Annotated in this window: 17 protein-coding genes; 15 read left to right on the top strand and 2 right to left on the bottom strand. The window is 39.3% G+C overall.

Translation table 11 applies throughout. The features are described from left to right. Position 1: 1 nt before the first annotated feature. From KMW37_RS03290 to KMW37_RS03280, 3 genes are all read left to right on the top strand, one after another. The gene (locus tag KMW37_RS03290) at positions 2-553 is read left to right on the top strand and encodes a KdsC family phosphatase (protein WP_215223155.1); all 552 of its coding nucleotides are present in this window, start codon (positions 2-4) and stop codon (positions 551-553) included. A 4-nt stretch (positions 554-557) separates the two neighbouring features. Continuing rightward, the gene (kdsA, locus tag KMW37_RS03285) at positions 558-1,406 is read left to right on the top strand and encodes a 3-deoxy-8-phosphooctulonate synthase (RefSeq protein ID WP_215223154.1); all 849 of its coding nucleotides are present in this window, start codon (positions 558-560) and stop codon (positions 1,404-1,406) included. A gap of 75 nt (positions 1,407-1,481) precedes the next feature. After that, positions 1,482-3,134, top strand: coding sequence for a L,D-transpeptidase family protein (locus KMW37_RS03280; RefSeq protein WP_215223153.1), 1,653 nt, complete (start codon positions 1,482-1,484; stop codon positions 3,132-3,134). 35 nt (positions 3,135-3,169) lie between these two features. On the opposite strand, the gene KMW37_RS03275 is transcribed toward KMW37_RS03280, so the two are convergent. Next, on the bottom strand, positions 3,170-3,901 hold the full coding sequence (locus tag KMW37_RS03275; RefSeq protein WP_215223152.1) for a murein L,D-transpeptidase catalytic domain family protein: 732 nt from the start codon (positions 3,899-3,901) through the stop codon (positions 3,170-3,172). A gap of 414 nt (positions 3,902-4,315) precedes the next feature. On the opposite strand from KMW37_RS03275, the gene KMW37_RS03270 reads away from it, so the two are divergent. The 7 genes from KMW37_RS03270 (at position 4,316) to KMW37_RS03240 (ending at position 13,986) form a co-directional block, all read left to right on the top strand. Next, complete coding sequence (locus KMW37_RS03270) at positions 4,316-4,726, top strand: 6-pyruvoyl trahydropterin synthase family protein (RefSeq protein WP_215223151.1); 411 nt, start codon at positions 4,316-4,318, stop codon at positions 4,724-4,726. Continuing rightward, positions 4,686-5,384, top strand: a complete 699-nt coding sequence (folE, locus tag KMW37_RS03265; RefSeq protein ID WP_215223150.1) for a GTP cyclohydrolase I FolE — start codon at positions 4,686-4,688, stop codon at positions 5,382-5,384. The genes KMW37_RS03270 and folE overlap by 41 nt, the downstream gene beginning before the upstream one ends. 292 nt (positions 5,385-5,676) lie before the next feature. Beyond that, on the top strand, positions 5,677-6,252 hold the full coding sequence (locus tag KMW37_RS03260; RefSeq protein ID WP_215223149.1) for an RNA polymerase sigma factor: 576 nt from the start codon (positions 5,677-5,679) through the stop codon (positions 6,250-6,252). Between the two features lie 253 nt (positions 6,253-6,505). Then, positions 6,506-7,588, top strand: coding sequence for a FecR family protein (locus KMW37_RS03255; protein ID WP_215223148.1), 1,083 nt, complete (start codon positions 6,506-6,508; stop codon positions 7,586-7,588). 154 nt (positions 7,589-7,742) lie between these two features. After that, positions 7,743-11,138, top strand: coding sequence for a SusC/RagA family TonB-linked outer membrane protein (locus KMW37_RS03250; RefSeq protein ID WP_215223147.1), 3,396 nt, complete (start codon positions 7,743-7,745; stop codon positions 11,136-11,138). A gap of 13 nt (positions 11,139-11,151) precedes the next feature. After that, positions 11,152-12,984, top strand: coding sequence for a RagB/SusD family nutrient uptake outer membrane protein (locus KMW37_RS03245; protein WP_215223146.1), 1,833 nt, complete (start codon positions 11,152-11,154; stop codon positions 12,982-12,984). A 39-nt stretch (positions 12,985-13,023) separates the two neighbouring features. Then, the gene (locus KMW37_RS03240) at positions 13,024-13,986 is read left to right on the top strand and encodes a discoidin domain-containing protein (RefSeq protein ID WP_215223145.1); all 963 of its coding nucleotides are present in this window, start codon (positions 13,024-13,026) and stop codon (positions 13,984-13,986) included. A gap of 335 nt (positions 13,987-14,321) precedes the next feature. Here the strand turns inward: KMW37_RS03240 and KMW37_RS03235 are convergent, their stop codons facing one another. Then, positions 14,322-14,912: a hypothetical protein gene (locus tag KMW37_RS03235; protein ID WP_215223144.1), complete on the bottom strand. Its 591-nt coding sequence runs from the start codon at positions 14,910-14,912 to the stop codon at positions 14,322-14,324. Between the two features lie 493 nt (positions 14,913-15,405). On the opposite strand from KMW37_RS03235, the gene KMW37_RS03230 reads away from it, so the two are divergent. From KMW37_RS03230 to KMW37_RS03210, 5 genes are all read left to right on the top strand, one after another. After that, positions 15,406-16,068 carry an RNA polymerase sigma factor gene (locus tag KMW37_RS03230; protein ID WP_215223143.1) on the top strand — a complete coding sequence of 221 codons (663 nt, stop codon included), beginning with the start codon at positions 15,406-15,408 and terminating at the stop codon, positions 16,066-16,068. Between the two features lie 255 nt (positions 16,069-16,323). Further along, positions 16,324-17,373 carry a FecR family protein gene (locus tag KMW37_RS03225; protein WP_215223142.1) on the top strand — a complete coding sequence of 350 codons (1,050 nt, stop codon included), beginning with the start codon at positions 16,324-16,326 and terminating at the stop codon, positions 17,371-17,373. 140 nt (positions 17,374-17,513) lie between these two features. Further along, positions 17,514-20,864: a SusC/RagA family TonB-linked outer membrane protein gene (locus tag KMW37_RS03220; RefSeq protein ID WP_215223141.1), complete on the top strand. Its 3,351-nt coding sequence runs from the start codon at positions 17,514-17,516 to the stop codon at positions 20,862-20,864. Positions 20,865-20,892: 28 nt separating this feature from the next. Beyond that, the gene (locus KMW37_RS03215) at positions 20,893-22,515 is read left to right on the top strand and encodes a RagB/SusD family nutrient uptake outer membrane protein (protein ID WP_215223140.1); all 1,623 of its coding nucleotides are present in this window, start codon (positions 20,893-20,895) and stop codon (positions 22,513-22,515) included. A gap of 39 nt (positions 22,516-22,554) precedes the next feature. After that, positions 22,555-25,584: a SusC/RagA family TonB-linked outer membrane protein gene (locus KMW37_RS03210; protein ID WP_215223139.1), complete on the top strand. Its 3,030-nt coding sequence runs from the start codon at positions 22,555-22,557 to the stop codon at positions 25,582-25,584. Positions 25,585-25,604: the final 20 nt, after the last annotated feature.

The raw sequence follows: 25,604 nt of genomic DNA, 5'->3' as shown, positions 1-25,604 counted from the left end.
TATGAAGAATTACTTGAAGGATATTCCTGAAGAAATTTATGAAAAGGCTTCCAAAATCAAATTGCTTATCACAGATGTGGATGGGGTTTTGACAGATGGGGGGGTGATATATGATGACCATTATCTGGAGTTGAAAAAGTTCAACGTAAAGGATGGATTGATTGTGAAAGTTTTGCAGAAGCATGGGGTGATGATAGGCGCCATTACAGGCCGTAATTCTCCGGTAGTTAGAAGCAGATGCAAGGAGCTAGGTTTTGACTTTCACCACCACGGGATAAGGGATAAAGGAGAGAAATTGAATGAGGTTTTAGAGGAATTTAATTTGAAATTATCAGAAGTCGCCTACATCGGTGATGACCTGATTGACTTGCCTATCTTGACCAAAGTGGGATTGTCCGTTGCGCCATTGGATGCCTTGCCATATGTTAAGGAAGAGGTGGACATGGTATCTTCCCTTGCTGGCGGAAAAGGTGTTTTCCGTGAAGTTGGTGATTTGATTTTGAGTTCTAAAGGGCTCCTAAAAAAGATTATAAAAGAATTGTTAGAAAAATAAAATCATGCAAGTATTTAATCAGGTTATGAAAATCACTGATCAAGTGGTTTTGGGAAAAGATAAGCCAGTATTGTTTTCAGGGCCTTGTGCGGTGGAAAGTTTTGATATCTGCATGGAAATTGGCAGTACCGTAAAGGCAGAAGCAGAAAAGAACGGGTTTTCTTATGTTTTCAAGGCTTCTTTTGATAAAGCGAATAGGACTTCATCCGGTTCATTTCGTGGGATCGGTATGGACAAGTCTCTGGAAGTATTACAGAGGGTAGGTAAGGAATTGGGCGTACCTTTGGTGACTGATATTCACGAAAGTTATCAGGCAAAAGAGGTGGCTGAAGTAGCCGATGTACTTCAGATCCCAGCATTCTTGTGCAGACAGACAGACCTACTTTTAGCGGCTGGTCAAACAGGCAAGGCCATTAAGATCAAAAGAGGACAGTTTATGGCGCCAGAGGATATGCAGTATGCTGTCACTAAGGTGAGATCAACAGGCAATGATAACGTATGTCTTACTGAGAGAGGTTTTACCATGGGCTATCATAATTTGGTGGTGGACATGAGATCATTGCCTACCATGAGGCAGTTTGCCCCGGTTGTTTTTGATATTACCCATTCTGTACAGCAGCCGGGTGGTCAAGGTGGTTCCAGTGGAGGCCAGAGGGAATTTGCTCCTTTTTTGGCTAGGGCTGCTGCTGCAACTGGTGTGGATGGATTTTTTATAGAAACACACCCTGAACCGGCCAAAGCATTAAGTGATGGTCCAAATATGATTCCTTTGCATAGGATGGCGGATTTCTTGGCTATGCTTAAAGAAAGCTGGGATCTTGGTCAGAAATATGTAGATTTTGAAGTTCAATAATGCAATTAAAAAAGCCGGTTAATCCGGCTTTTTTAATTGCATTATTTTTATATTCAGACTGTTAAATCGTTTTCTATGAATAAGGTTATTTTTGTTTTTGCCATTTTCTTTTTTAGCACAATCAATTCTTTACAAGCACAGTCCACTGGTCTTGGAATTTCCTCAGAAATCAGGAATATTTTGGAAGCAAGCAGTCTTGGAGATCTGTCTCATGATTCTAAAGTAGATTTTAGTCAATATGATTTATTAATAAAATTTTATTCGGATAGGGGATTTAAAGAGGCTTGGACAAAGGAAGGTAGGCTTAGCAGCCAAACTTTGGCTTTAAGGGACCAGGTAAGGAAATCTAGGTATGATGGATTAGAACCAGAGGATTACTATCTGGAGCAAATTGATCACGTTATTCAGAATTTCGAAACAGAGAAAATGGGTGAAAATGCCTTGCAATTGGCTTATATAGATTTAATTTTTTCTGAAAGTTATCTGAAGCTGGCGACTGACCTATATAAAGGGAAGACTCCACAAGAGGCCGTTAAAACAGATTGGCAAATTCAGGCTAAAAGTATTAAGGTGAAGTTTGAAGAAGTGCTGGAGAAAGCAATTGAAGATGACTCTGTAGGGCAAAGTATTAGAAGGTTTTGGCCAGATTATAAGGTATATGCCAATATCAGAAAAAGCTTGAGGTCTTATTACGAAATGGTAGATTCCCAAAAGGAAAAGCCTCAAAAATTGGCCTATAAAAAACTTCTAAAAGTAGGGGACAGCAACCGACTAATCTCCGAAATACGATCAAGATTAAGTGGAGCGGAAATGACCGAAGATGAGGGGGGGGAGAATGAATTATATGACTCGGCATTGATGAAGGAAATTCAGAAGATGCAGAAACGTTTTGGTCTTAACCCAGATGGTGTAATCGGTCCTGAAACTATACATGCTCTAAACGAGACTCCTGAAGATATGATCAAGCGGATAGCCGTTAATCTGGAAAGGCTTCGATGGTTGCCAGATACCGTGATTAAGGATGAGTTTATCATCACTAATATTGCTAATTATCAGCTGGATTATGTTCGCGAAAATGGCTTGGATACCCTTTTTAGCTCTAAGGTGATTGTAGGTAAACAATACCGGTCTACTCCTGTCTTTAATGGAGAAATGTCTTATATAGTTTTTAGTCCAACATGGACAGTGCCTTCCTCAATTGTCAGGGGGGAAATGATTCCAAAAATCAAAAAAGACCCAGACTATTTAAGTAGAAACCATATGAAAATACTGACCTATTCTGGAAAAGAAATAGATCCTGTCAGTTTGGATTGGACTAAGGTTTCAGCAAAGAATTTCCCTTATATGATCAGGCAATCCCCTGGGGCTCATAATTCATTAGGTCTGGTAAAGTTTATCTTTCCCAATAAATTCAATGTTTATATACATGATACCCCTACTAAATCACTTTTCGATAAAGATATTAGGGCGTTCAGCCATGGCTGTATCAGAATTCACAAGCCTGCTGAATTTGCTAAAATAATCCTGCAAGATGATCCTATGTGGGATATGGAAAAGATAAACGATGCCATGCATGCGGGTGAAGAGACCACGGTAATGTTAAAGAAAAAAATACCTGTAGTGATTTTGTACCTTACTTTCTGGACTGATGAAAATGGTAGGGATTATATCAGAAAGGATATTTATAACCGGGATGAGGAGATTGCTAAGACACTTTTCAGTAAGTGAATTTTGGGAAGGGATTAAAGATTGAAAATGAATCCTTAGGGCTTGGCTTTTGCCAATAACTGACTATTACTAAGGTAGCTCTTCTGTGGTGCATATATGAATAGGCAGCTTTCATTTTTGATGGTATTGATGATGTCTTCAAAATCATTCATTGGCAATGCGGGACATCCCAAGCTTCTTCCCAGCCTGCCCGTTTTTTTGATGAATTCAGGGTTGGCATATTCAGCACCATGAATAACAATGGCTCTATCCCGGGCATTGTCATTAAGCCCTTTTTCTAGACCATCAAGCCTTAGGGAATAGCCATGTTTTCCATAATAGGTTTCTGCTGTAAGGTAGAATCCCAAGCTACTCATAAAGCTGGAGTTGGTGTTGGAGAATTTAGTGGCCATTAGATTGCCGCTATTTCTTCCATGAGCTACATAGGTATGGTGGAGAATGGTGCTTTTTTCAGGGTCTATGGTCCAAAGTCGCTTGGAGGTTGAAGGAAGGCTGAAGTCAATTATTGTCAAAGGTTTATTGGGTGCTATTAGTCCCTCTTGGATCAAGCTCAGGTATCCTGAGATACCGTGGTTCAAGGCTTCTTCGGATAATGAACTGTCAAAATCTCCTTCCAAAAGCTGTTTTTTGATTTTTTGAAGGATGGTATGGTTCAAATTTCCTGAGACAGCAATGGTAGGTGCTATATTGACCTCCCGGATAGGGTTATAAGCAAACAGGGCTGTGCTGATCAAAAGGGCCAGAATAAGTCCAGACTTTTTTAACATAGGTACTAATTTCTCGAAATTATTTTGTCGAGTAAATGGGTGATGTAATTTGTTGTAAAACAGGGGGCTATCCTTTCTTGTTTAAAACGCAAAATTAAACTAATCATTGTGAAAATGAACTGAAAATCCAATTATTGATGTTCTTAATCCTGAAATCTTATGCAAAACCAGACTATTAGAAGGGTTTTACTAAGCTTAATCACAGATTGGAGTGCAAATGAAATATTATTTGGTTAGTTTTGCGGTCTTAAAATATAACAAGCGGTTGATTTCAAGAAGCTTGGTTTATGGAAATGAGCTAAGTTTTTTCCGGTCGTTAAAACATTATAGTGCAAATATATGTTCTGATAGGAGATGTTGGAATTTGTAGATCACCTATTAGTATTAGTCAGATTTAAACGATTAAAGTAATATATGAAAGTATCGGTTTACCGAAAGGAACATTTTAATGCGGCACATAGATTGTGTAATCCTGAATGGTCAGATGAGAAAAATCAATCAGTTTTTGGTAAGTGCAATAACCCCAGCTTTCATGGTCACAATTATGAATTGGTCGTTAAATTAGTAGGAGAGATCGATCCTGAAACAGGTTACGTATATGACATGAAAGTGTTAAGCGATCTGATCAAGGAAAGAATCTTAAAGAAGTTTGATCATAAAAATTTAAACCTCGATGCAGATGAATTTAAACAACTTAACCCAACTGCAGAAAACATTGCTGTGGTTATTTGGAATATTTTAAGGAAAGAAATAGAAGATAAATACGATCTAACGGTTCGATTATATGAAACAGAAAGAAATTATGTTGAATACGACGGGGATTAATATAGATAGGTCTATAGATGAAATTGGGGATGAACATATTGGTACGTCCCATGAGACACCATTGAGGGAAGATGCTTTTGAAATGGATGATGAACTAAAAATGGAGCTTATCGAAAAGCATTTCAAGGAGATTATGCATGTGCTGGGATTAGACCTAACAGATGATAGTCTTAGTGGAACCCCGCGGAGAGTGGCCAAAATGTTTATCCAGGAAGTTTTCAGTGGACTAGACCCAAAAAATAAACCTGATGTGAAACTTTTTGAAAATAAATACAAATATAGTGAGATGTTAGTGGAGAAAGATATCACCTTCTTTTCCCACTGTGAGCATCATTTTGTGCCTATTTATGGTAAAGCACATGTAGCATATATTTCTAATGGCCATGTAATTGGTTTGTCCAAGATCAACCGAATAGTACAGTATTTTGCTAAGCGTCCACAGGTTCAGGAGAGATTGACCATGCAAATAGGTAATGAGCTGAAAGAAATATTAGGGACCGAGGATGTGGCAGTAGTGATTGATGCGCATCATATGTGTGTTTCTTCTAGAGGGGTTAAGGATGTAAACAGTAAAACTGTTACCTCATTTTACAGTGGAAAGTTTGATAAAGACGAAAAAACGCGAGCTGAATTCATGCAATATATTACGATGGGCTAAGTATTTGTCTCTAATAAGATTTTAAAGGCCGAGGAAATTTTTCTTCGGCCTTTTTTATGGGAATTTGATAAATGGACTTGCTGAATTGATATAGTAATTTATTTCTTGTTAGAATGTTTTCTACTTGAAATAGCATGGATGTTTTTGCTAATTGTAGAAATCTGTTTAACTTCCGAATTATTGTTGAAAATTTCTTTTATCATGTAGATTACAATGGATTGTTTTATTTACTTGATTTTTAGTGGTGTTTTCAACTTATATGGAATTGCAAATTAGCCCATTTAACCTCGTTATGCCTTTAATTAAAGTTTCCTATTGCCCGAAAGAGGACCGTCAGCTATGGACTGATATGAAGTTAGGTGATCGGTTGGCTTTTGACCAGATTTTTAATGATCATATAGAAGATTTGCAGGCATATGGCCAGAGTTTTACAAATGATGAGTACATAATCGATGACTGCTTGCAAGAGGTTTTTTGCAGAATTTGGCAGAAAAGGGGGCAATTAAAAACCACTGATAATATTAGGTATTATTTAATGGCAGCATTTAGGAAAGAGTTGTTTAAAGTCCTCAAAAGAAATAGTAAAAGACACTCCTTGATCGGAAGGTTTTTACCAGATTCCTCAATTGATTTTAATGCTACATTGGAAACATCCTTTATGGAGGAAGATTCCCGTCAGGAGCAAATGAGGGCTTTAAATCAATGTTTCAAAAAGCTCAGTTCCCGGCAAAAAGAAATTATTTATTTAAAATATTATAATGGTTTGAGCTTTGACGAAGTTTGCCAAATTCTGGAACTCGATAAGAAATCAGTTTATAATGCACTTTCCAAGGGGATGATGATTTTGAGAAAAAATATGTTAGTTTGATTATTGAGCTAGGGTAGTAATAGCTAACTGTGCTTCGATTGATTTTTTTGACCATTATATTTCGGTCTATTTATGTAATGCCTTCATTCCCTATATATTATGTGTTCCTAGGGACGTCAATTTTTTCCTGATATTTATTAAGAAGTAGTCATCATTTTTTAGGCCTTCAAATTTTTTTTAAAATTTTTCGATAATTCAGGGAGTAATTTCACTGGTCTTGGGATTTAGGGGTAAAGATAATATCTGAATTGCCTTGAAAGACAAGAATAATAAATATCAAAAGTATCAAGTTGAAGACTTTTTATTGGATGAGTCATTTGTTGACTGGGTGAAGGGAAAGGATTCTGAGGTTGATTGGGAAGAAATTTTTGCATCTTTTCCCCATTTGCGGAATAATTCTGAGGAAGCTAAGAAAATCATCAATAAGCTAAACTTTGAGAAAGACAAAAGCCCTGAAAGAATTTCAGAACTGCAACGCAGGATTAATAAAAGAATCGATCAATCTGAAAATTCAAAAAAGGAGGCTCATGTTGTGGCCCTACATGATAGGAAAACTCACTATCAATATAAATCCAAAAGAAGTAATAACTGGGGCTGGGTTGCTTCAGCGGCCGTTCTGATAATTGGGGTCGTTGGAGTGTGGTTTTGGGAGCATCCAAAGGAAGCCGTTCCTGTTATAAAAGAGGTGCCTTTTATTACCAAATCTACAGAAAAGGGGCGGAAATTAACTACTAGGTTGAGTGATGGGACCATTGTAACTATGAACTCGGCCAGTAAAATTCATTTTGAAGAAGTTTTTAACGATACGGTCAGGTTTGTGACCTTGGAGGGGGAAGCATTTTTTGATGTAGCCAAAGATACTCGTCCGTTTAGAGTCAAATCAAACGGTACGGTTACCACCGCTCTGGGGACCTCTTTTAATATAAAGCAGCAAATGGAACAAGTAAGTATTTCATTGGTTACTGGCAAGGTTGGTGTCAATATGGTCAGTAAAACAGGGATGAAGGAATCCACACTTTTAGAGCCTGGTGAGCAAGTGGCTGTGGATGTCAAGGATAAAATAAGCTTTATAAAAGGGAAATTTAATGTCTCAGATGTGCTGGCTTGGAAACGAGGCATTCTTTCTTTCAATAAAGCCTCCAATGAAGAAGTTTGGCAGGAATTGGAAAAGTGGTATGGGGTGGAGATTGTCTTCCAAAATCCAACTATCAAAAAGCAGAACTGGAATTATACCGGGAGCTTTGATAATGAAAGTATGGAAAATGTCCTAGAAAGTATAGGTTTTGTGAAAGGATTTGATTTTGAAATAACCGGTGATCAAGTGAAAATATATTAACTAAAAATAAACCCATAATGTCAAAAACTAACACATCATAAAACAAAACAGGGGTAATGATTATTACCCCTGCAATTCAATTCCTGACATGGGGGTGGGCAGGAATTGAACATTATGTTTTAACAGTTATTAATTATTAAAACCAAACAAAAGTATGAAAAAAACATTACTTGAACTTAAATACCGGCATTGTTTGCTGTTGGTGTTAGGGTTATGTATAGGAGTGGTGGGGATTTTGCGTGCGGAAGATATAAATATGGAAATGCTTGGGCAGGAAGAGCCCATTGTGGTGGATGTGGTTTTCAAGAACCATAGCTTGGAAAAGGCTTTCAGTTTAATAGAAAGACAGACTTCTTTGAAATTTTCTTATGATAGCAAAGATTTGGATAAGAGTGTACGTATTACGAAAGCTTTTAATAATGAAAAATTAACAGAAGTTCTTGGCTTTATCGGCAATCAAGCCTCGCTCGATTTTATGAGGCTCAATAATACCGTTAATGTGGTAAAGGCCAGATTCCAAACGAAAAAAGAGGAACCACAGGTCAAGGAAGACAGGACCATTTATGGCGTGGTAAAGGATGCTGAAGGTATCACTATTCCCGGTGCAAATATTGTGGAAGTGGGGACCACCAATGGTGTGGCCGCCAATGTGGATGGCGAGTTTTCTTTAACGTTAATTACGGCAAATCCGAAGATCCTGGTTTCATTTGTTGGATATAAATCTCTGGAAGTGGAGATAGGTGCTACCAGTAAGTATGAAATAGTCCTGCAGGAAGACACCGAGTCATTGGAAGAAGTAGTAGTGGTTGGTTTTGGTGAACAGAAGAAGGTAAGTTTGGTGGGATCCCAATCAACTGTAAAAGCAGGGGAGCTTAAATTGCCTAATCGAAGCTTGACCAATTCCCTTGGAGGTAGATTGGCAGGTATAGTTTCTGTACAGAGAAGTGGAGAGCCTGGATATGATGGGGCAGATATATTTATTCGTGGTATTGCTACATTTGGCTCAAGTCCGCGTAGTCCTTTGTTAATAGTGGACGGTGTGCCGGATCGGGGGATCAATGATATTAATCCGGAAGATATAGAGAGCTTTACCGTTTTGAAGGATGCTTCTGCTACCGCGGTATATGGAGCAAGGGGAGCCAATGGTGTGATCATCATCAACACAAAATCCGGCCAGCCAGGGAAGCCACAAATCAATGTGGAAGTTAATCATGCCGTTACACAATTTACCCAGTTGCCAGAGTTTGTGGATGCACCAGATTTTATGCGGCTATACAATGAAGGTTTGGAAGTTAGGGGCAGAACCCCGCAATACTCTGAAGAACAGATCCTAAAACATATTTCCGGTGAAGACCCTGATTTGTACCCCAATGTGAATTGGTATGACGAGCTGTTCAACAAATATGGATATAATAGAAGTGCCAATGTGAATGTTAGGGGTGGTTCTGATTTTGCCAATTATTATGTGTCTGCAGGATATTTTTCTGAAACGGGCATGTTGAAGAACGATGAGGTGCAGTCTTATAATTCACAGTTAAAAGTAGACCGATTCAACTTCCTGACGAATGTGGATGTAAAGGTAACCAAGACCACTAAACTGGAATTGGGGATTAACGGGTTTATCATCAATGGTAATTATCCTGGTGTGGGAACCGGGGATCTGTTTGACCAGGCTACACAGACACCACCCCACGTTATCCCTCCAAGGTATTCCAATGGGCAATGGTCACAAGGATCAGGAGGTGGAAATATCCCTAATCCATACAAAAACTTGACACAGTCCGGCTATGCTACCGAATTCAGAAACACTATCCGGTCAAATATTCGTCTCAGACAGGAGCTTGATGCCATTACAGAAGGGCTTAGTGCCACCACCATGTTTTCCTTTGATGCCTATGGCTGGAACAATCTGAGAAGAACAAGAAATGTACAGACTTATTCCGCTATCGGAAGGGATGAAAATGGAGAACTGATTACGCAAGTTGTTTCGCCGGGATCCGATGTGCTTGGATTTGAAAATTCACGAGGTGGAAACAGGAAATTCTATACGGAAACAGCCATCAATTATAACCGCTCATTTGGGAAGCACGATGTTTCGGGGCTATTACTGTATTATCAATCCGACTATGTAAATGGTGATGCAGGTGATTTAATTGAATCTATTCCTTTTAGACATAGAGGCATTTCTGGAAGAGGAACCTATGGTTATGATGAAAGGTATTTTATCGAAGCCAATTTTGGGTATTCCGGTTCGGAAAACTTTTCACCCAAGAAAAGATATGGTTTCTTCCCTTCTTTCGGTACAGGATGGCTAGTGTCCAATGAAGAATTTTTCCAACCTATTAAAAACGTGATTAGTCATTTGAAATTTCGGTATACCTATGGACTGACCGGAAATAGCGATACCGGTTCAAGGTTCCTTTTCCAAACCAGAATTAATGACTTGGGAGGTGGATCTGGTTATACATTTGGTGTACCGGGAAATACAAGAACCTGGGAAGGACTAGAGGAGGGACAAGTAGGTTCAGATGTGACTTGGGAAACAGGTAAGCGCCATAATTTAGGGATAGAAATCAGTTCATTAGATGATGACCTCTCTTTGATCGTGGAGCTTTTTAAAGAACGTCGTACAGGGATTTTGTTGATACAAAATGATATTCCTGGAGCCTCTGGATTCACATCGAATATCCCATATGGTAATATAGGGATCACAGAAAACAAAGGGGTTGATGTCACGCTCAACTACAATAAATATTTCCCATCCAGTGCTCTTTTTGATTTTGTGTCGTTTAGGGGAACATTTAATTACAATAAAAATAAAAACGTATATGATGGACTTCCTCCCTGGCAGCATCCTTGGGAAAATAGGGTAGGACATCGCATAGATCAGCGATTTGGTTATGTTGCCTTGGGCTTATTTGAAGATGAAGAAGATATTCTGAATTCGCCGGAGCAGGCTGGGGATATCCGTCCCGGAGATATCAAATACCAAGACCTGAATGGAGACGGGATGATCAATAGTTATGACCAGAAAGCTATTGGCTACGGTTCTATTCCTCAGATTTTGTATGGGCTTAATTTGGGCGTAGGGATTAAACGCTTTGAATTTGTTGTCTTTTTCCAAGGAGCAGGTAAATCTGATTTTATGTATTCTGGAGGAACAGGGACCACTCCTTTTTCAGAAGGTCCAACAAGAGGAAACCTTTATCAAAAAGCCTTGGACCGGTGGACTCCGGAAAACCCCAACCCCAATGCCTTTTATCCAAGGTTATCCACAAGACAGGATGTGACTACCAATTATTATGGCAGTACCTGGTGGCTGTACAGGTCTGATTATATCAGGTTGAAGAATGCTGAGGTAGCCTATAATTTCAGTATGAAATCCTTGGAAAAATATGGCATGAAAAACCTTAGGGTTTATGTGAATGGAACCAATCTCTTGACCTTTTCTCCTTGGGAAATATGGGATCCGGAACTTGGCGATGGCAGAGGAACGGCATACCCAAATACCACTGCCATTAACCTTGGTGTAAGAGCTAGTTTTCAATAAAACCTAGAGAAAAATGATGAACTTAAAAGATAAAAAATATAGATTAATTGCTTTGGCCTTAATGGGGCAGTTACTTTTCTCTTCAAGTTGTAATGAGGACTTTTTAAATACTGTTCCTGATAATATCACTACACTAGAGGACGTGTTTACCAATAAAAACATGACCGAGGAGTGGCTGGCCAGGATATATAATCCCATTCCCCAGATGTGGGATCAACCTTACGGTACGCCATGGAGTGGCCAGTCTGATGAAGTAAACTATGCATGGTCACAACCGGCGATCAATTCCGGGGCGCTTACACCAGTAAATACGAGCCCTAATCATTGGGACTGGTACTATCAAACCATTAGGTCTGCAGGTATTTTCCTCGAAAATATTGATATGAACCAAGAAATATTGGAGCAGCCAGGTGGGCCACAGTTGATTACCCAATACAAAGGAGAAGTCAGGTTTTTGAGGGCATATTTCTATTGGTTGATGATGAAGCAGTATGGGCCAATAGTGATTATGGGGGAAAGCACACTGCCTCCAGAAGCCGATTTTCAGATTCCCAGAAGTACTTGGGACGAATGTGTAGCATATGTACTCTCTGAAATGGATAAAGCCCATGAGCTAGTGCCTGAAAAGCATTTAAACCCCAACAATCCCAATCAAGAGGATTTGCAGCAAACAGGCAGGATTACCAAGCCAATCATCAAAGCCGTACAATCCCAGATTTTGCTGTATCATGCCAGCCCTTTGTTTAATGGAAATACAAGTTTGGGCAATTTTAAAAACCAGGACGGGACTGTTTTGTTTAACCAGACTTATGAGGAAGCAAGATGGAAAGATGCAGCTGATGCAGCAAAAGAAGTGATAGATATGGGATTATGGAACCTTTATGAAGTAGACCATGAAGATCCTTTTGTGAAGGGATATCTCTCGAGTAAAGAATTGATGTACAATGGTTGGGAAACTGAGGGGATTTGGTTGAGACCGGACAATAATGTTAACGGTTCTTGGGAAAGACATTGTTCACCTAGGAATGCTAATGGTCAAGCCTGGAATGGTATTGCCGTCACCCAGGAGATGGTGGATGATTTTAGAATGGCCAACGGTAAAAGTATTGATAATCCAACCAGTGGATATTCTGAATCTGGATTTACTTCAGAAGGGAGTGAATACTATACCGCTGGTACTTATAATATGTATGTCGGTAGGGAGCCTAGGTTCTATGTCAATGTAACGTTTAATGGGGCTACTGTGCCGGTGGTGTCAGTGCCTGGGTCTGATTATGTGGAGTTTTATTTTAGTGGAAATAGTGGTAAGCAAGGTGCACCAAGGGACTGGCCAATTACAGGATATACTGCAAGGAAGAACATCCACCCTAATACAGATTTCAGGAGTGGGACAAACTTTTCCAGACCGGCTATGATGATCCGTTTGGGAGAGGTCTACCTGAATTATATAGAGGCGCTCAATGAATATTCTCCAGGCCACCCTGATATATTGATCTATCTCAATAGAATCAGGAACCGGGGAGGATTGGCAGATTATGATGGAAGCACTGATCAGGCTACAATGCGAAAGGAAATCCGCTTGGAGAGGCAGATTGAATTGATGTATGAGGGACATCGCTACTGGGATGTGAGAAGGTGGAAAATTCCTGATACCGAAGAAGACCACCAAGGAGGGGAGTTTCATGGGATGAATATTGAGGCAGGTGGATATATGTCCGATCCTGCATTCCATCAAAGAGTGGTTGCTTTTACCCGGGCAGACTGGAGGGATAAATTCTATTTTTATCCAATACCTCAAAGGGAAATCGACAGGAACAAAGCTTTGGTACAGTTTCCTGGTTACTAGTCGGTAGTTAGATTTCAAATTAAAAACGTAGTAAACATCATGAGAAAATATACTTTATTTCATTTGGGGGTGGCCGGTTTGCTTACAATGGCGACCTTGTCCTCTTGCGAAAATGAGGAGCTTGAAATCAGTCCATTTGCAAAGATTTATATGCCCCAAGCCATTGATAAGCCCTCCCAGCATACTTTGGTAATGACGGATAGTGCGCAGGCCCTTGTCTTTGGGGCAGCCTACGGGTCCCCGGATATTTTGGGAATGGACATGGAAATTCAGTTTGAATTGGCTCCAGAAATGGTGGCTGAGTTTAACCAGGAAAATGGAACGGATTACGAAATGATACCAGAAGGAGCTTATGAGCTTTCTGGGGATAGGGCTTCCATTATATCGGGAGAAATGCAGTCCCAATCGTTGAAGGTGTGGGTGAATCCTGGCAAAGGCTTCGATTTTGAAACGCAATACCTGCTTCCTGTGACCATCAAGTCGGTGCAGAGTGATTTGCCGATTAATGAAGCATTGAGGACCACTTATTTTTTAGTGGATGCCAATCCACCCATTTATGAGGCTTTTGACCGGTCGCAATGGAATGTTTTTGACGTTTCTTCAGAGGAAGTTTCGGGAGAAGGTGAAAACAATGGACATGCCAAGCATGCTTTGGATGGGGATATCGAAACTTTTTGGCATACGCAGTGGCAAGGAGCATCTCCTGGTTTACCGCATATTATAACTGTTGATATGGGGGAAAGTAAATTTGTCAATGGTTTTTCATTTGTCCAGAGACAGAATAGAGGTACTGGAAATGTTAACGAACTGTTTGTTGAGTTAAGTGAAGATGGTGAAAACTGGACCTCTGTTGAGTTGTTCCCAGGAAATCTTCCAAATGACAATAACAATAATCCCGTTTTTGTTAAGATTCCTCAAAACGCCAGGTATTTTAGGGTGACCATTACTAGTACCTATGGTGATACCAATTTTACCCACTTGGCAGAGATTTATGCCTTTTAATTTTATCTAGTAGTTTATTGAGAAAGCTGCTCCAAATAGTTTGGAGTAGCTTTTTTTGTTTCCATGAGGTGTGTAAGTAAGTCTCTTTAGTGATATTCTTATTATGGCTATTTCGGGATATAAGCCAAAGTAGTCATAATGGGCCGCTTCAGCTTGATGCCATTCTTGTGTGTTAACTGATAGCCAGGTAATTATCCTATTTTGAAGTAATTGTTTGCTTTAATTTCTTGATTTCCTTTTCCAGTTTTTCCTTGGTCGTTGCGAAAACCGTCATTTCAATATCGGCAACATCCTCTTTATGGTAGAAAATGGTTCAGGGTTTGTAATACAAATTGTTATTCTGAGATGAGAATGTATTTCAATCTGTTCAATTCGATTTCTAATTTTTCCTTAGTTAGTGCAAAAAATGTTATTTCAAAGTCTGCGACATAGTCCTTATGAAAGAAAACAGTTCTATTAAAGGGGTACTTTTGAGCAAAGGGCAGTGGGCAATTTCTAGAATACTCTCCACCATCGTCAAAACCTAATTTTTCTAATATCGATTTGTCATAAAAAATCAGGTTAGAATTAATGGTGTCAGCTTTTAGTTTTGCAGAAATTAAATAAGATTTATTTGTATCATATGAAGGTGAAAATTTTTGAATAGATTTTTCCATTTTATGACTTTTTTCTATAAATGTAAATCCTATTCTTACATCGTCAGAGCTATTTTTCACAATTAGGAGTATTGTACTAGATAATTTGAGATCTCCACAGGCAAAGGATCCGTTTGATTCACTAAAGGTGTAATTATTTGGTAGATGAAACTCTAGACCTAGATTATTAATGTATTCTTTAAATTGATCGACTTTATTTTTTTTCTGCCCAAATGTTGCTTGCAAGAAGCTTAAGAAAAGGAATGTTAACGATAAAACTGATTTAGCCATTTAAAAATTGTTTAGTTGAAATTTAATACGAAATGATAAAATATTCTTTTTTGGATGAACCAAAGGACTTTTGGTCGCTGGTACATCTATGAGTATATCGGGTTTTCTCTGATCGAATTGATGTGGACTCCCTTATGATACTTTTTAGTGTTTCTATAGTCTTTGAAAAAATGATGAGAAATTAATTGATTTAAAATGTGTTTTTCTTGAGCTTTAAAATTATCAAAGATAAGTCCGGTTGTAGAAAACAGTAATTATGCGTTTGCTGCTAATCAGACTAAAAGTTGCTTTAAGCTTGTTGAATGAATACGAGATCTTTTTTGGAAAAGTTCTGTTTGGCTGTATTGAGTCCCTGAGGGCTTTTGTATAATATTAGTTTTTTATCCTTAATCTTTCGAATTCTAATTTAAACCTATTGTTAAATTTTGATTAAGGATTATTGTTTCTATATTTGAAAGTATTTGATAAATAAAATATTGTTCAAAAGAAGGTAATGAAAAGCCATCAAACTCTTTATTCTGAGCCACCCCAAAGAACCGAAGACTTGCCCCTAAAAGAAGATAAGGAGTTAGAGGGGTTGTTATGGGTGGAGTTTTTAAGAGGAAGTGATAAGGCACTTGCTGAAATTTACCGTATCTACTCCAAAAAACTTTTTAATTATGGTAGGCAGTTTACCAAATGCGATGATCTGATCTATGATACAATACAGGATGTTTTTATCTATTTGGTAGATGCAAGAGAGAAATTGGCTGTAGCCAAATCTGTACGATTTTACCTCTTTTCAGTTTTTAGAAGGACCCTGTTAAAAGCGCTTGAAAAGGATAAGAATGTGGTTAATCCTGAAAAAGAGGCTTTAGAAGGCTTTTTAATCAGTGTGAATGATGAATATCATCCGGTGAATGAATTTATCAATGAAAGGCATAAAAAGTTGATCATGACTGCAGTTAATCAGCTGCCAGCCCGACAAAGAGAAATGCTTACATTGCGGTTTTTTGAAGGGATGAGCTATGAGCAGATTGCTGCTATGATGGACTTGGCCAATGCCAAGACTGTTCGAACAATGATGTATCGTTCCTTTTCCCGGCTTAATAAAGTCCTAGCCCCCTTAAAAAAAGTAATCTATACTGCCTTTTTATTAGTCTTAACAGGAATATAATATCCTTCATATTGTTATTAATTTATTTTTTATAAAGAGTAATTATTTTTCTTTTTGAGAAATAAAATTTCATATTTTTTTCTTACTCATTATATTATATGGTTTTATTTTCGTTTTAACGCCTTATTGATTTATGTTTTTATTGAATCCTTATGTTTTTGATTAATAAAACGGAAAAAAGTGAAATTTTTTAGTGGTCGTTTTCTTAATCTCCTGCACTATAATGATAACAATTAAAATTACTGGAACAGGTCAATGGAATTCAATCCAAAAACAGAAGTAGATTTTTTAGAAAATGAATATTTCGTTCAATGGGTCCTTCATCCAAATGAGGAGTCGGAGCGATTTTGGAACAGGTGGTTAAACAATCATCCTGATAAAATCGTGACGCTTTCTAGGGCAAAGGATATTTTGCTTTCTTTTTCTAGAGCAGAAACTGAGGAAGGAGAAGAGGAAAAGCTAGAATCTATTTTAGATAATATAATGCTTCATCATCAGGCGCGAAAAAGAAAGGTGTCCTCAAAGGGTGTAGGTAAAAAGGGGCCTATTATCAAAATGGATAGAGGGACTTTTGTGATGCTCGCAGCATGTTTGGCCCTGGTGTTGTTTTTTACAGTAACAAGCTATTTTGAATTTAATAGTGAAGATGAATCTGTGGAACAAGTGGTTTGGATCACCAAGAAAACTACTAAAGGCGCCAAATCAACTTTTTTTCTTCCAGATGGCACAAAAGTTAAGCTAAACTCTTCCAGTGAACTGAGTTTTCCTTCCACCTTTTCAGACAGTCTTAGAGAAGTTAGGCTGGTGGGACAAGGTTTTTTTGAGGTTACCAGAAATGTAGAAAAGCCTTTCAAAGTGAGTACTCAGGAATTTAATGTTAAGGTACTGGGGACCTCCTTTGATGTAGATGCATATAGTGAATCCAATGTACAACAAGTGACGGTGTTGACAGGGAAGGTGGCCGTTGAAACCCTTGATGGGAATTCTGAATTAGTGTTGCCTTCGGAGAGGGTCAGCTTAAGTGCCGATAAAAGGGAGTTGATCAAAACCAATGTAAATGCTGATTTTCTATCTGGGTGGAAAGACGGAGTCATTGTTTTTGATCAGGACAGGTATAGCCAAGTATTTAATGATTTAGAAGAATGGTATGGAGTTGATATTGAGGTTAGAAAGGGAGTGGATATGTCCGGGACCTTCAGTGGACACTATGAAAATGAATCATTGGAAAACATTCTTAAGGGGATCAGCTATACCAAACATTTTCGCTTTCAAATAGAAGGAAAGAAAGTAATTATCAGTGAATAGATTGAAAAATAGAATATAAACCAAAAATAAAAATGTTCTCGCCTATGAAAAATCACCTTGGCCATCAGCATGGCTGTCACCTGAAATTTTATTCCTCAGGTAATTATGCACATCATTTAGAAACTAATAAGAATTAATTTATGGAAAAATTTATACGTAAGGAGTTCAGGACTGCCCTATGTGTTTTTGCTTTTTGTATGATGCTGATTTCTCCGATTTACGGTGACCAATATGCTTTTGGAGCAGTAAAAAGGAGACAAGTTGATATTACAGAAATGAAAATCACCTTGAGGTCTTCCGGTAAGCCTATCACGCATGTATTGCGTGAGGTAGGTCAAAAAACAGGGATCTTTTTTGCCTATGAAGATCAATTGGATAAGGAAATTACTTCAGTATCCGTGGATGTAGATGATAAGCCTGTAATCGAACTATTGGAAACTTTGTCCAGGGATTATGGACTTAAGTTCAAGCAGGTAAACAAAACCATCCATGTTAGCCAGAAGGAAAAAGAAACCCAAGAAATCGTTGCAGGTATCAAAGTAACCGGTACTGTTTATGATGATCAGGATTTCCCAATTCCAGGTGCCAATATCCTTATCAAAGGAACCTCTACCGGAACAATTACGGACCTTGATGGTAAGTTTATTTTGGAAGATGTGCCCGCTGATGGGGTGCTGATCGTGAGATTTGTAGGTTTTGAGCCAATGGAAGTACCTGTTAATGGTAGAAGTATCATTGAGGTAAAGCTTTCCCAAAATACCATGGGCTTGGACGAAGTGGTGGTAGTAGGTTATGGTATGCAGAAGAAAGCTACTCTAGTAGGTGCAGTAAACTCAATAGATACCAAAGATCTTTTGCAGTCTCCAACAGCGAACTTGGGTAATGCCCTTGGAGGTAGATTACCAGGTTTGATCGTGCAGCAGAGAGGTGGAGCACCAGGTTCTGATGCACCGACCATTAGAATTCGTGGTGTAGGTACAACTAACAATGCCGATCCTTTGGTATTGGTAGATGGTGTGGAAAGACCCTTTAATCAGATTGACCCAAATGAAGTAGAGACCATATCAATTTTGAAGGATGCCTCAGCGACCGCGGTTTTTGGTGTACGTGGTGCAAATGGTGTAATCTTGATTACGACCAAAAGAGGTGAGGTTGGTAAGCCACAAGTAACGGCAACTTTCAACCAGGCTACACAATCCCCAACACAATTGCCTGATTATTTGGATTCATATAATACGGCGATGTTGATGAATGAGGGGTTAAGAAATGAGGGCCAAGATCCATTGTTCTCTGATGAGGAATTGGAAAAGTTCAGAACAGGTTCAGACCCTTACCTTTATCCAAATACGGACTGGTATGATGCGGTTTTGAACAATTCTGCTCCGCAATCACAAGCTAACGTGAAAATCAGTGGTGGTACCAAGACTGCTAGGTACTTTGTCTCAGGTAGTTATTTGACACAGCGAGGCCTTTATAAGGATGCCAAAACACCTGATTATGATGCTACTGATAGATTCCAACGTTATAATTTCCGTTCTAATTTGGATTTTGATGTGACGAAGGACTTTACCGCTTCTGTGAACTTGGCTGGTAGAAGGGAAGTAAGAAATAGTCCTGGAATCGGCTTGGGTACTATATTCTCAAGTATCGCGCGATTGAAGCCTTATGAGTCTTCTGTTTATAATCCTGATGGTTCTCTTTCTGCTTCCAATGTAGGAGCCAATCCTGTAGGGCAGGTTACCCAATCTGGTTATAACAGACAATACCTGAATACCTTTGAATTGACCGTAAAGCTTAACCATAAGTTAGACTTCATTACGGAGGGATTATCTGCCAGAGCCATGGGGGCTTATGATAATATCTATAGATACAATGAGTCATGGACGAAGTCGTTTCAGGAAGTTAGGTACAGTTTGGACGAAGATGGTAACCCAGTATATATTCCTAAGACAGGGGTAGAAACTCCGCTTTCATTTGGTTCTGGTTGGGGCGATAATAGCAGAAGATTCTATACTGAATTTGCCATTGATTATGCTAGGACATTTGAAGAGGATCATGCAGTTTCTGCTTTGGCTTTGTTCAATACAGATAGAACTTGGGGTAATGCCAACTGGCCAGCTTCCAAATTGGGGCTTGTAGGTCGTGTAACTTACGGGTTTAAGGACAAGTACTTGGCCGAATTCAATATGGGCTATAATGGTACAGATAATTTTGCGCCAGGTCTTAGGTTTGGTTTCTTCCCTTCAGCTTCTGCAGGTTGGGTGATCAGTGAAGAGTCTTGGATCAAGGATTCCGCTCCTTGGGTAAGCTTTTTGAAATTGAGAGGTTCCTACGGTTTGGTAGGTAACTCTGGAATTGGTGGAAGAAGATGGTTGTATTTTCCTGATAAATACGGTAGTGTAGATGGTTATCCTTTTGGAGAAAACCCAAATAATACCGGTGGATTGGGAGAAACAGAACTTGGGAATCCAATGGTAACTTGGGAAAAAGCCAAGAAAAGCAATATTGGTTTCGAAGCCTTCTTCAATGAGGACAAATTCGGAATTGTTTTCGATCTATTCCGTGAAAGTAGAAATGATATCCTGATGACCAGAAGAGACGTATCTGGCATTTTAGGGCAGTCTGCTCTTCCTCCGGTAAATATCGGTGTGATGGAAAACAAAGGTTTCGAGATAGAACTAAGTCATAGAAATAGACTTTCAGGTGACTTTGGATATTTCGTAACAGGAAATATGTCCTATGCAAGAAACATTCGTAGTAACCTGACCGAGCCTACTCCGGAATATCCTTGGATGTCTGAAGAGGGCACTCCTCTTGGTCAGGTATTTGGTTACCAGAACTTAGGCTTCTTCGATTCTCAAGAGGAAATCGACAACTGGGCTGACCAATCATCATTTGGTATGGTCCTTCCTGGAGATATCAAGTACAAGGATTTGAACGGTGACGGGGTAATCAATACTGAGGACATGTCTCCAATTGGGTTTCCACTTTTTCCAGAGGTTATCTATGGTGCTACTATAGGCTTTGACTATAAGGGATTTGACTTCAGTATGTTGTTCCAAGGCGCGGCTAATGGTAGCTCTTACTTCCTTCAGGAAGCTGGTTGGGAATTCTTTAACAGTGCAAAGGCCATGTCTCACCACTTGGGAAGATGGACGCCAGAAACCAAGGATACCGCCACTTATCCTAGGATCAGCAGTGCATCTGATGGAGCAAATAATAACTTCCAGACTTCTGATTTTTGGTTGAAAGACGCTTCTTATTTGAGATTGAAAAACCTGGAGATCGGTTATACCCTTCCTAAGAGTTTCTTGTCCAAATTCAATGCGAGCAATTGCAGAATTTATGTAAATGGTACCAATCTTTTGACTTGGGATAATGTAGAATGGCAGGATCCTGAAATGAGGAACAATGACGGAAGTAGGTATTTCCGAGGATGGCAGTATCCTATCATGAGGGTCTTCAATGCAGGTCTTTCAGTAACATTTTAAATTTTGAAAGTTGCTTAAGCTAGAAAATATGAATATAAAATTGAACATAAAGATATACACGCTGTTTTCAGTCTTGATTTTGGCTTTATCGTCTTGTGCTGAGTATTTGGATCCAGAGCCACAGCAAGATGATCTGACTAAAGACATTGTGTTTAGCGATATATTACAGGCTGAGAAAGTACTGAATAATGTTTATTCAGGTGTAAGGACGGGACTAGATGCAGGTCCTTATTATTATGGAATGTTGGCCAGTGCCACAGATGAAGGTGTAAACTCATTTAGCTGGGCAGGTACCTGGGCTGTGACCAATGGCGCTTGGTCTCCAACCAATCAGTTTGATAATATTTGGAGTCGTCAGTACCAGTTTATTAGAAAGGCACACCTTTTCTTAGAAAATATCGACCAGGTTCCTGGCAATGATGAGCTAAAGACGAGAATGAAGGCTGAAGCAAGGTTCCTTAGGGCTTATTTCTATTTTACTTTGGTGGAAAGATATGGAGGGGTGCCTTTGGTAACTGAGCTATTGTCTTTGGATGCTGATCTTGCTCTTCCTCGTAATAGCATGGAGGAATGTGTGAATTTCATCGCGAGTGAGTGTGATGCCATATCAGGTATATTACCTGGAACTTATGGCTCATCAGATTTGGGCAGAGTAACCCGTGGGGCTGCTATGGCCTTGAAATCAAGGGCTTTATTATATTTAGCCAGTCCATTGCATAACCCATCTAACGAAACCAGTAGATGGGAAGCAGCAGCTAAGGCGGCTAAGGATGTGATTGATTTGGGGACTTATTCCCTATATCCTGATTATCAGGGATTGTTCCTTGAGCCTTTCAATGAGGAGGTTATTTATGCCAGAGTGGATTATGGCAATCAATTCTATGATAACTGGAACAGACCAAGTGGTAATATCAATGGAGGATGGGGAGGTACCAATCCTACGGTGAACTTTATAGAGTCTTATGATATGGACAATGGAAAGACCATCGAAGATCCTAGTTCTGGATATAATCCTGAGCAACCATTGGAAAACAGAGATCCTAGATTGTACCAAACCGTGGTCATCCCTGGTGATACCTGGTTCGGAGATTCTTATGAATCTTGGGATGGGGGCAAAGACGGTAGAACACCACCTCCGGGACAAGGAAAAGCGGGTGATGGTACGCGTACTGGCTTTAACTTGAAGAAGTACATGCAGGAAAACTTCCAAAATAATACCAGAACATGGATTGTGTTCAGGTTAGGTGAAATGTACCTGAATTATGCTGAAGCGATGAATGAGGTAAATGGACCTGTAGCTGAGGTGTATGATGCTTTGGATATGATTAGGGGTAGACAGACTGTAAGTCTTCCTGCATTGGAAAGAAACCTTAGTCAGGCAGAGATGAGAGAAAGGATCTGGAAAGAGCGACAAGTGGAATTGTCTTTCGAAGAGCATAGATGGTTTGATGTAAGAAGATGGAAGATAGGTGAAGTATTGGGAGGACCGATGTATGGTTATAAAATGACCAAGAATACAGATGGATCGTTGACGTTCGAAAAGAATGTTTTTCAGGAAAGAAGGTACGATGCGCCTAAGTTCGATTTGTACCCAATCCCGCAATCAGAAATCAACATCAACGAGAACCTAGAGCAAAACCCATTGTGGTAGGCACAAGTCTCGGGTATTTCATCTTTAAAATAGAAATATATGATACTACAGATAAGAAATAAATTTCGCTTTCTGAGTGCCTTGTGCTTGGTGTTGATGCTGGGCTTATTCACAGGAAAGCAGGCTGCCTTTGCTGCCAAACATTCCTATTCTTTGGGAGTGGAGGAGAAAAAGGTAAGTGGAAAAGTAGTCAATGCCGATAGTGAGGCATTGATGGGAATTACGGTTAAGTCCGTAAATACCCAAGAAGAAGTAGAAACAGATCGATTGGGAAATTTCACCATTACTGTAAGTGGTGATGATGATTCCTTGACAATCGAAGGAGAGGCTTATATCAGTCAAACCATAGCAGTGGAGGATTTAGCCGGAGCGCCCTTTATCAGCTTGGAATCCTCTAAGACCCAAAAGGCTGATTTGATATGGGGTGAGTTGCCCAGTGAGTATACTACTGAGGCTAGAAGTTCTATTGGTATGGAGGAAGTGCGTCAGAGCCCAGTTGCCAACTTATCCAATGCACTTGCAGGTAGATTGCCAGGTTTAGTAACTGTTCAAGGAACAGGTGAGCCAGGTTATGATGGCGCTTCACTTTATATTCGTGGATTGTCCACTTTTGGAGATAATTCTATCAAAGTATTTGTAGATGGTTATGAAAGGGAATTTGGTCAGTTTGATCCAAATGAAATTGAATCCATCACTGTATTGAAGGATGCAGCTGCCAATGCCATGTTCGGTATCTTTGGTGCCAATAAGGTTTTGATGGTGAAAACCAAGAGAGGACAGGCCAACCAAACCAGAATTAATTTCAATACTGAATTTGGTTTCCAATCTCCAATTGATTTGCCAGAGTATTTGGATTCTTATCAGTATGCTACCTTATATAATGAGGCATTGAGAAATGATGGTCTTCCTGAGCGTTTTAATTCAGAGGCTATCGAAGCTTACAGAACAGGAAGCAATCCCTGGTTATATCCAAATGTCAACTGGCATGATGAAATCCTTAAGGACCAGTCTTCACAACAAAGACATAATTTCAATATCAGTGGAGGAAATGAAACTGCAAGGTACTTTGTGTCTTTGGGAATGTTAGATCAGAAAGGTCTATATAAATACACCGACCTGAATGATGGTTACAGTACGGATGCTAATTACACCAGATATAATTTCCGAAGTAATATTGATGTCAACCTGAACCCTAAGACAGCCATTAAGTTGGATTTGGCGGGTAGATTGGAAAACAGAAACTTTCCAGGTTCAGGATCAAGTACTATTTTCAATAACCTTTCTGGATATCCTCCAGGCTTGTTCCCTATGCTCAATGAGGATGGATCCATTGGTGGTAATGCTGAGTATGGATCAAACCCTTATGGTTTGATCACCAATACGGGATTTGTGGAAAACCGTTCTAATTTCTTCTTGGGAACTGTTGAAGCATCCAGAAAATTGGATGAATTTATCAAAGGTTTGAAATTCCATGTTGGATTTACCATGGATAGCTATTATGATCAGTTGGTAAGCCAAAGTAAGGATTTTGCTGTTTTCCAATTGAATCAAGATGGTACCTATACGCAGTTTGGTAATGATGAGCCACTTTCTGGGAGAGGACAATCTCAAAGACAAAACAGTAGGGTTGGTGTAAAGACCGGATTTGATTATAACCGTACCTTCGGCACTGACCATGAAGTAATGGCCAATTTGGTTTATTACCAATCAAAGTATACTGTTAATAATACTCCTGATCCTTATGCTACTCAATTGGTAGCCTTGAGAGGTACTTATGTGAATAAAGGAAAGTATATCGGTCAGTTGTCCATGTCTTATTCAGGATCTGAGAATTTTGCTCCAGGTGAAAGATTTGGATTTTTCCCGACTGTTTCTGCAGGATGGATTGCCTCTAAAGAAGATTTCTTGAAAAACAGTAGTACCATTGATTACTTAAAAGTAAGGGGTTCTTTTGGGCTATTGGGTAATGATCAAATCGGTGGAGGTAGATTCCCTTATTTGAGCAGATATACCGGTGGCGGTACAGTTCTTTTTGGTAATCAGCAAAGTGTAGGAACCAGAAGAGAAGGAAACCTTCCTAATCTGGGAGCGACTTGGGAAAAATCCAAGATGGGCAATTTTGGATTTGACCTTGGATTGGTGGACAATCACTTGAATATCGCTATTGATGCATTCTATGAAAGAAGAGAGGATATCCTTTCTCAATTGAATACCATTCCTGATTTGATGGGAGCCATCCTACCTGCAAGTAATGTGGGGGTTGCTACCAATAAAGGTTTCGAGTGGGATGTAACTTGGAACAATAATTCTGGAGACTTTAGCTATTTTGTGAGGGCCTTGGGATCTTTCAATAAGAGCAATATTGTCTACCAAGATGAACCATTTAGAGAAAATGAATGGGAATACAGAAGAGGTAATCCAATCAGACAAGGCTTTGGTTTGACTGCTATCGGTTTCTTTGAAGATGAAGCAGATATAGCCAACAGCCCAATACAAACTTATGGTACTGTGAAACCTGGTGATATCAAATACAAGGACCTTAATGGTGATGATATCATTGATTACAGAGATGAAAGTGCTATAGGTAAGCCAACCCTTCCTCAATTATACTATGGTGGTCAGATCGGTTTTAGCTATAAAGGATTTGATATCAGTGCCTTGGTTCAAGGAGCAGGTAGTAGAGGAGCATTTGTTTTGAACCGTGCTACTATGGGCTTTGCCAATAACGCCAAGCCTACTGAGTTTGTGTTGAACAGATGGACACCTGAAACAGCTGACACGGCGGATTATCCTAGATTGAGTGCCAGCGATTTTTCAAACAATTACAGAAATTCAACCTTCTGGTTAAGAGATGTAAAATACCTTAGGTTGAAAAATATCGAAGTGGGTTATACACTGCCAGGCCAGTTGACTGAGCGAATCGGTGTTTATAAAGCGAGGATTTATGCCAATGGTTATAATCTCTTGACTTTTGATGATCTTGATTTTGATCCTGAAAATATCAGTTCAGGGATTTCAAGCTATCCGATTATGAAAACTGTAAGCCTTGGTGTAAGGGTGAGTTTGTAAGCTGAAAAATGAGACAGAAC

Origin of the sequence: Echinicola shivajiensis (assembly GCF_018642165.1) — a bacterium.
GTDB classification, from domain to species: domain Bacteria; phylum Bacteroidota; class Bacteroidia; order Cytophagales; family Cyclobacteriaceae; genus Echinicola; species Echinicola shivajiensis.
Note: the sequence above shows the minus strand (reverse complement) of the source record. Positions and strands in the feature narration are given on the sequence as shown.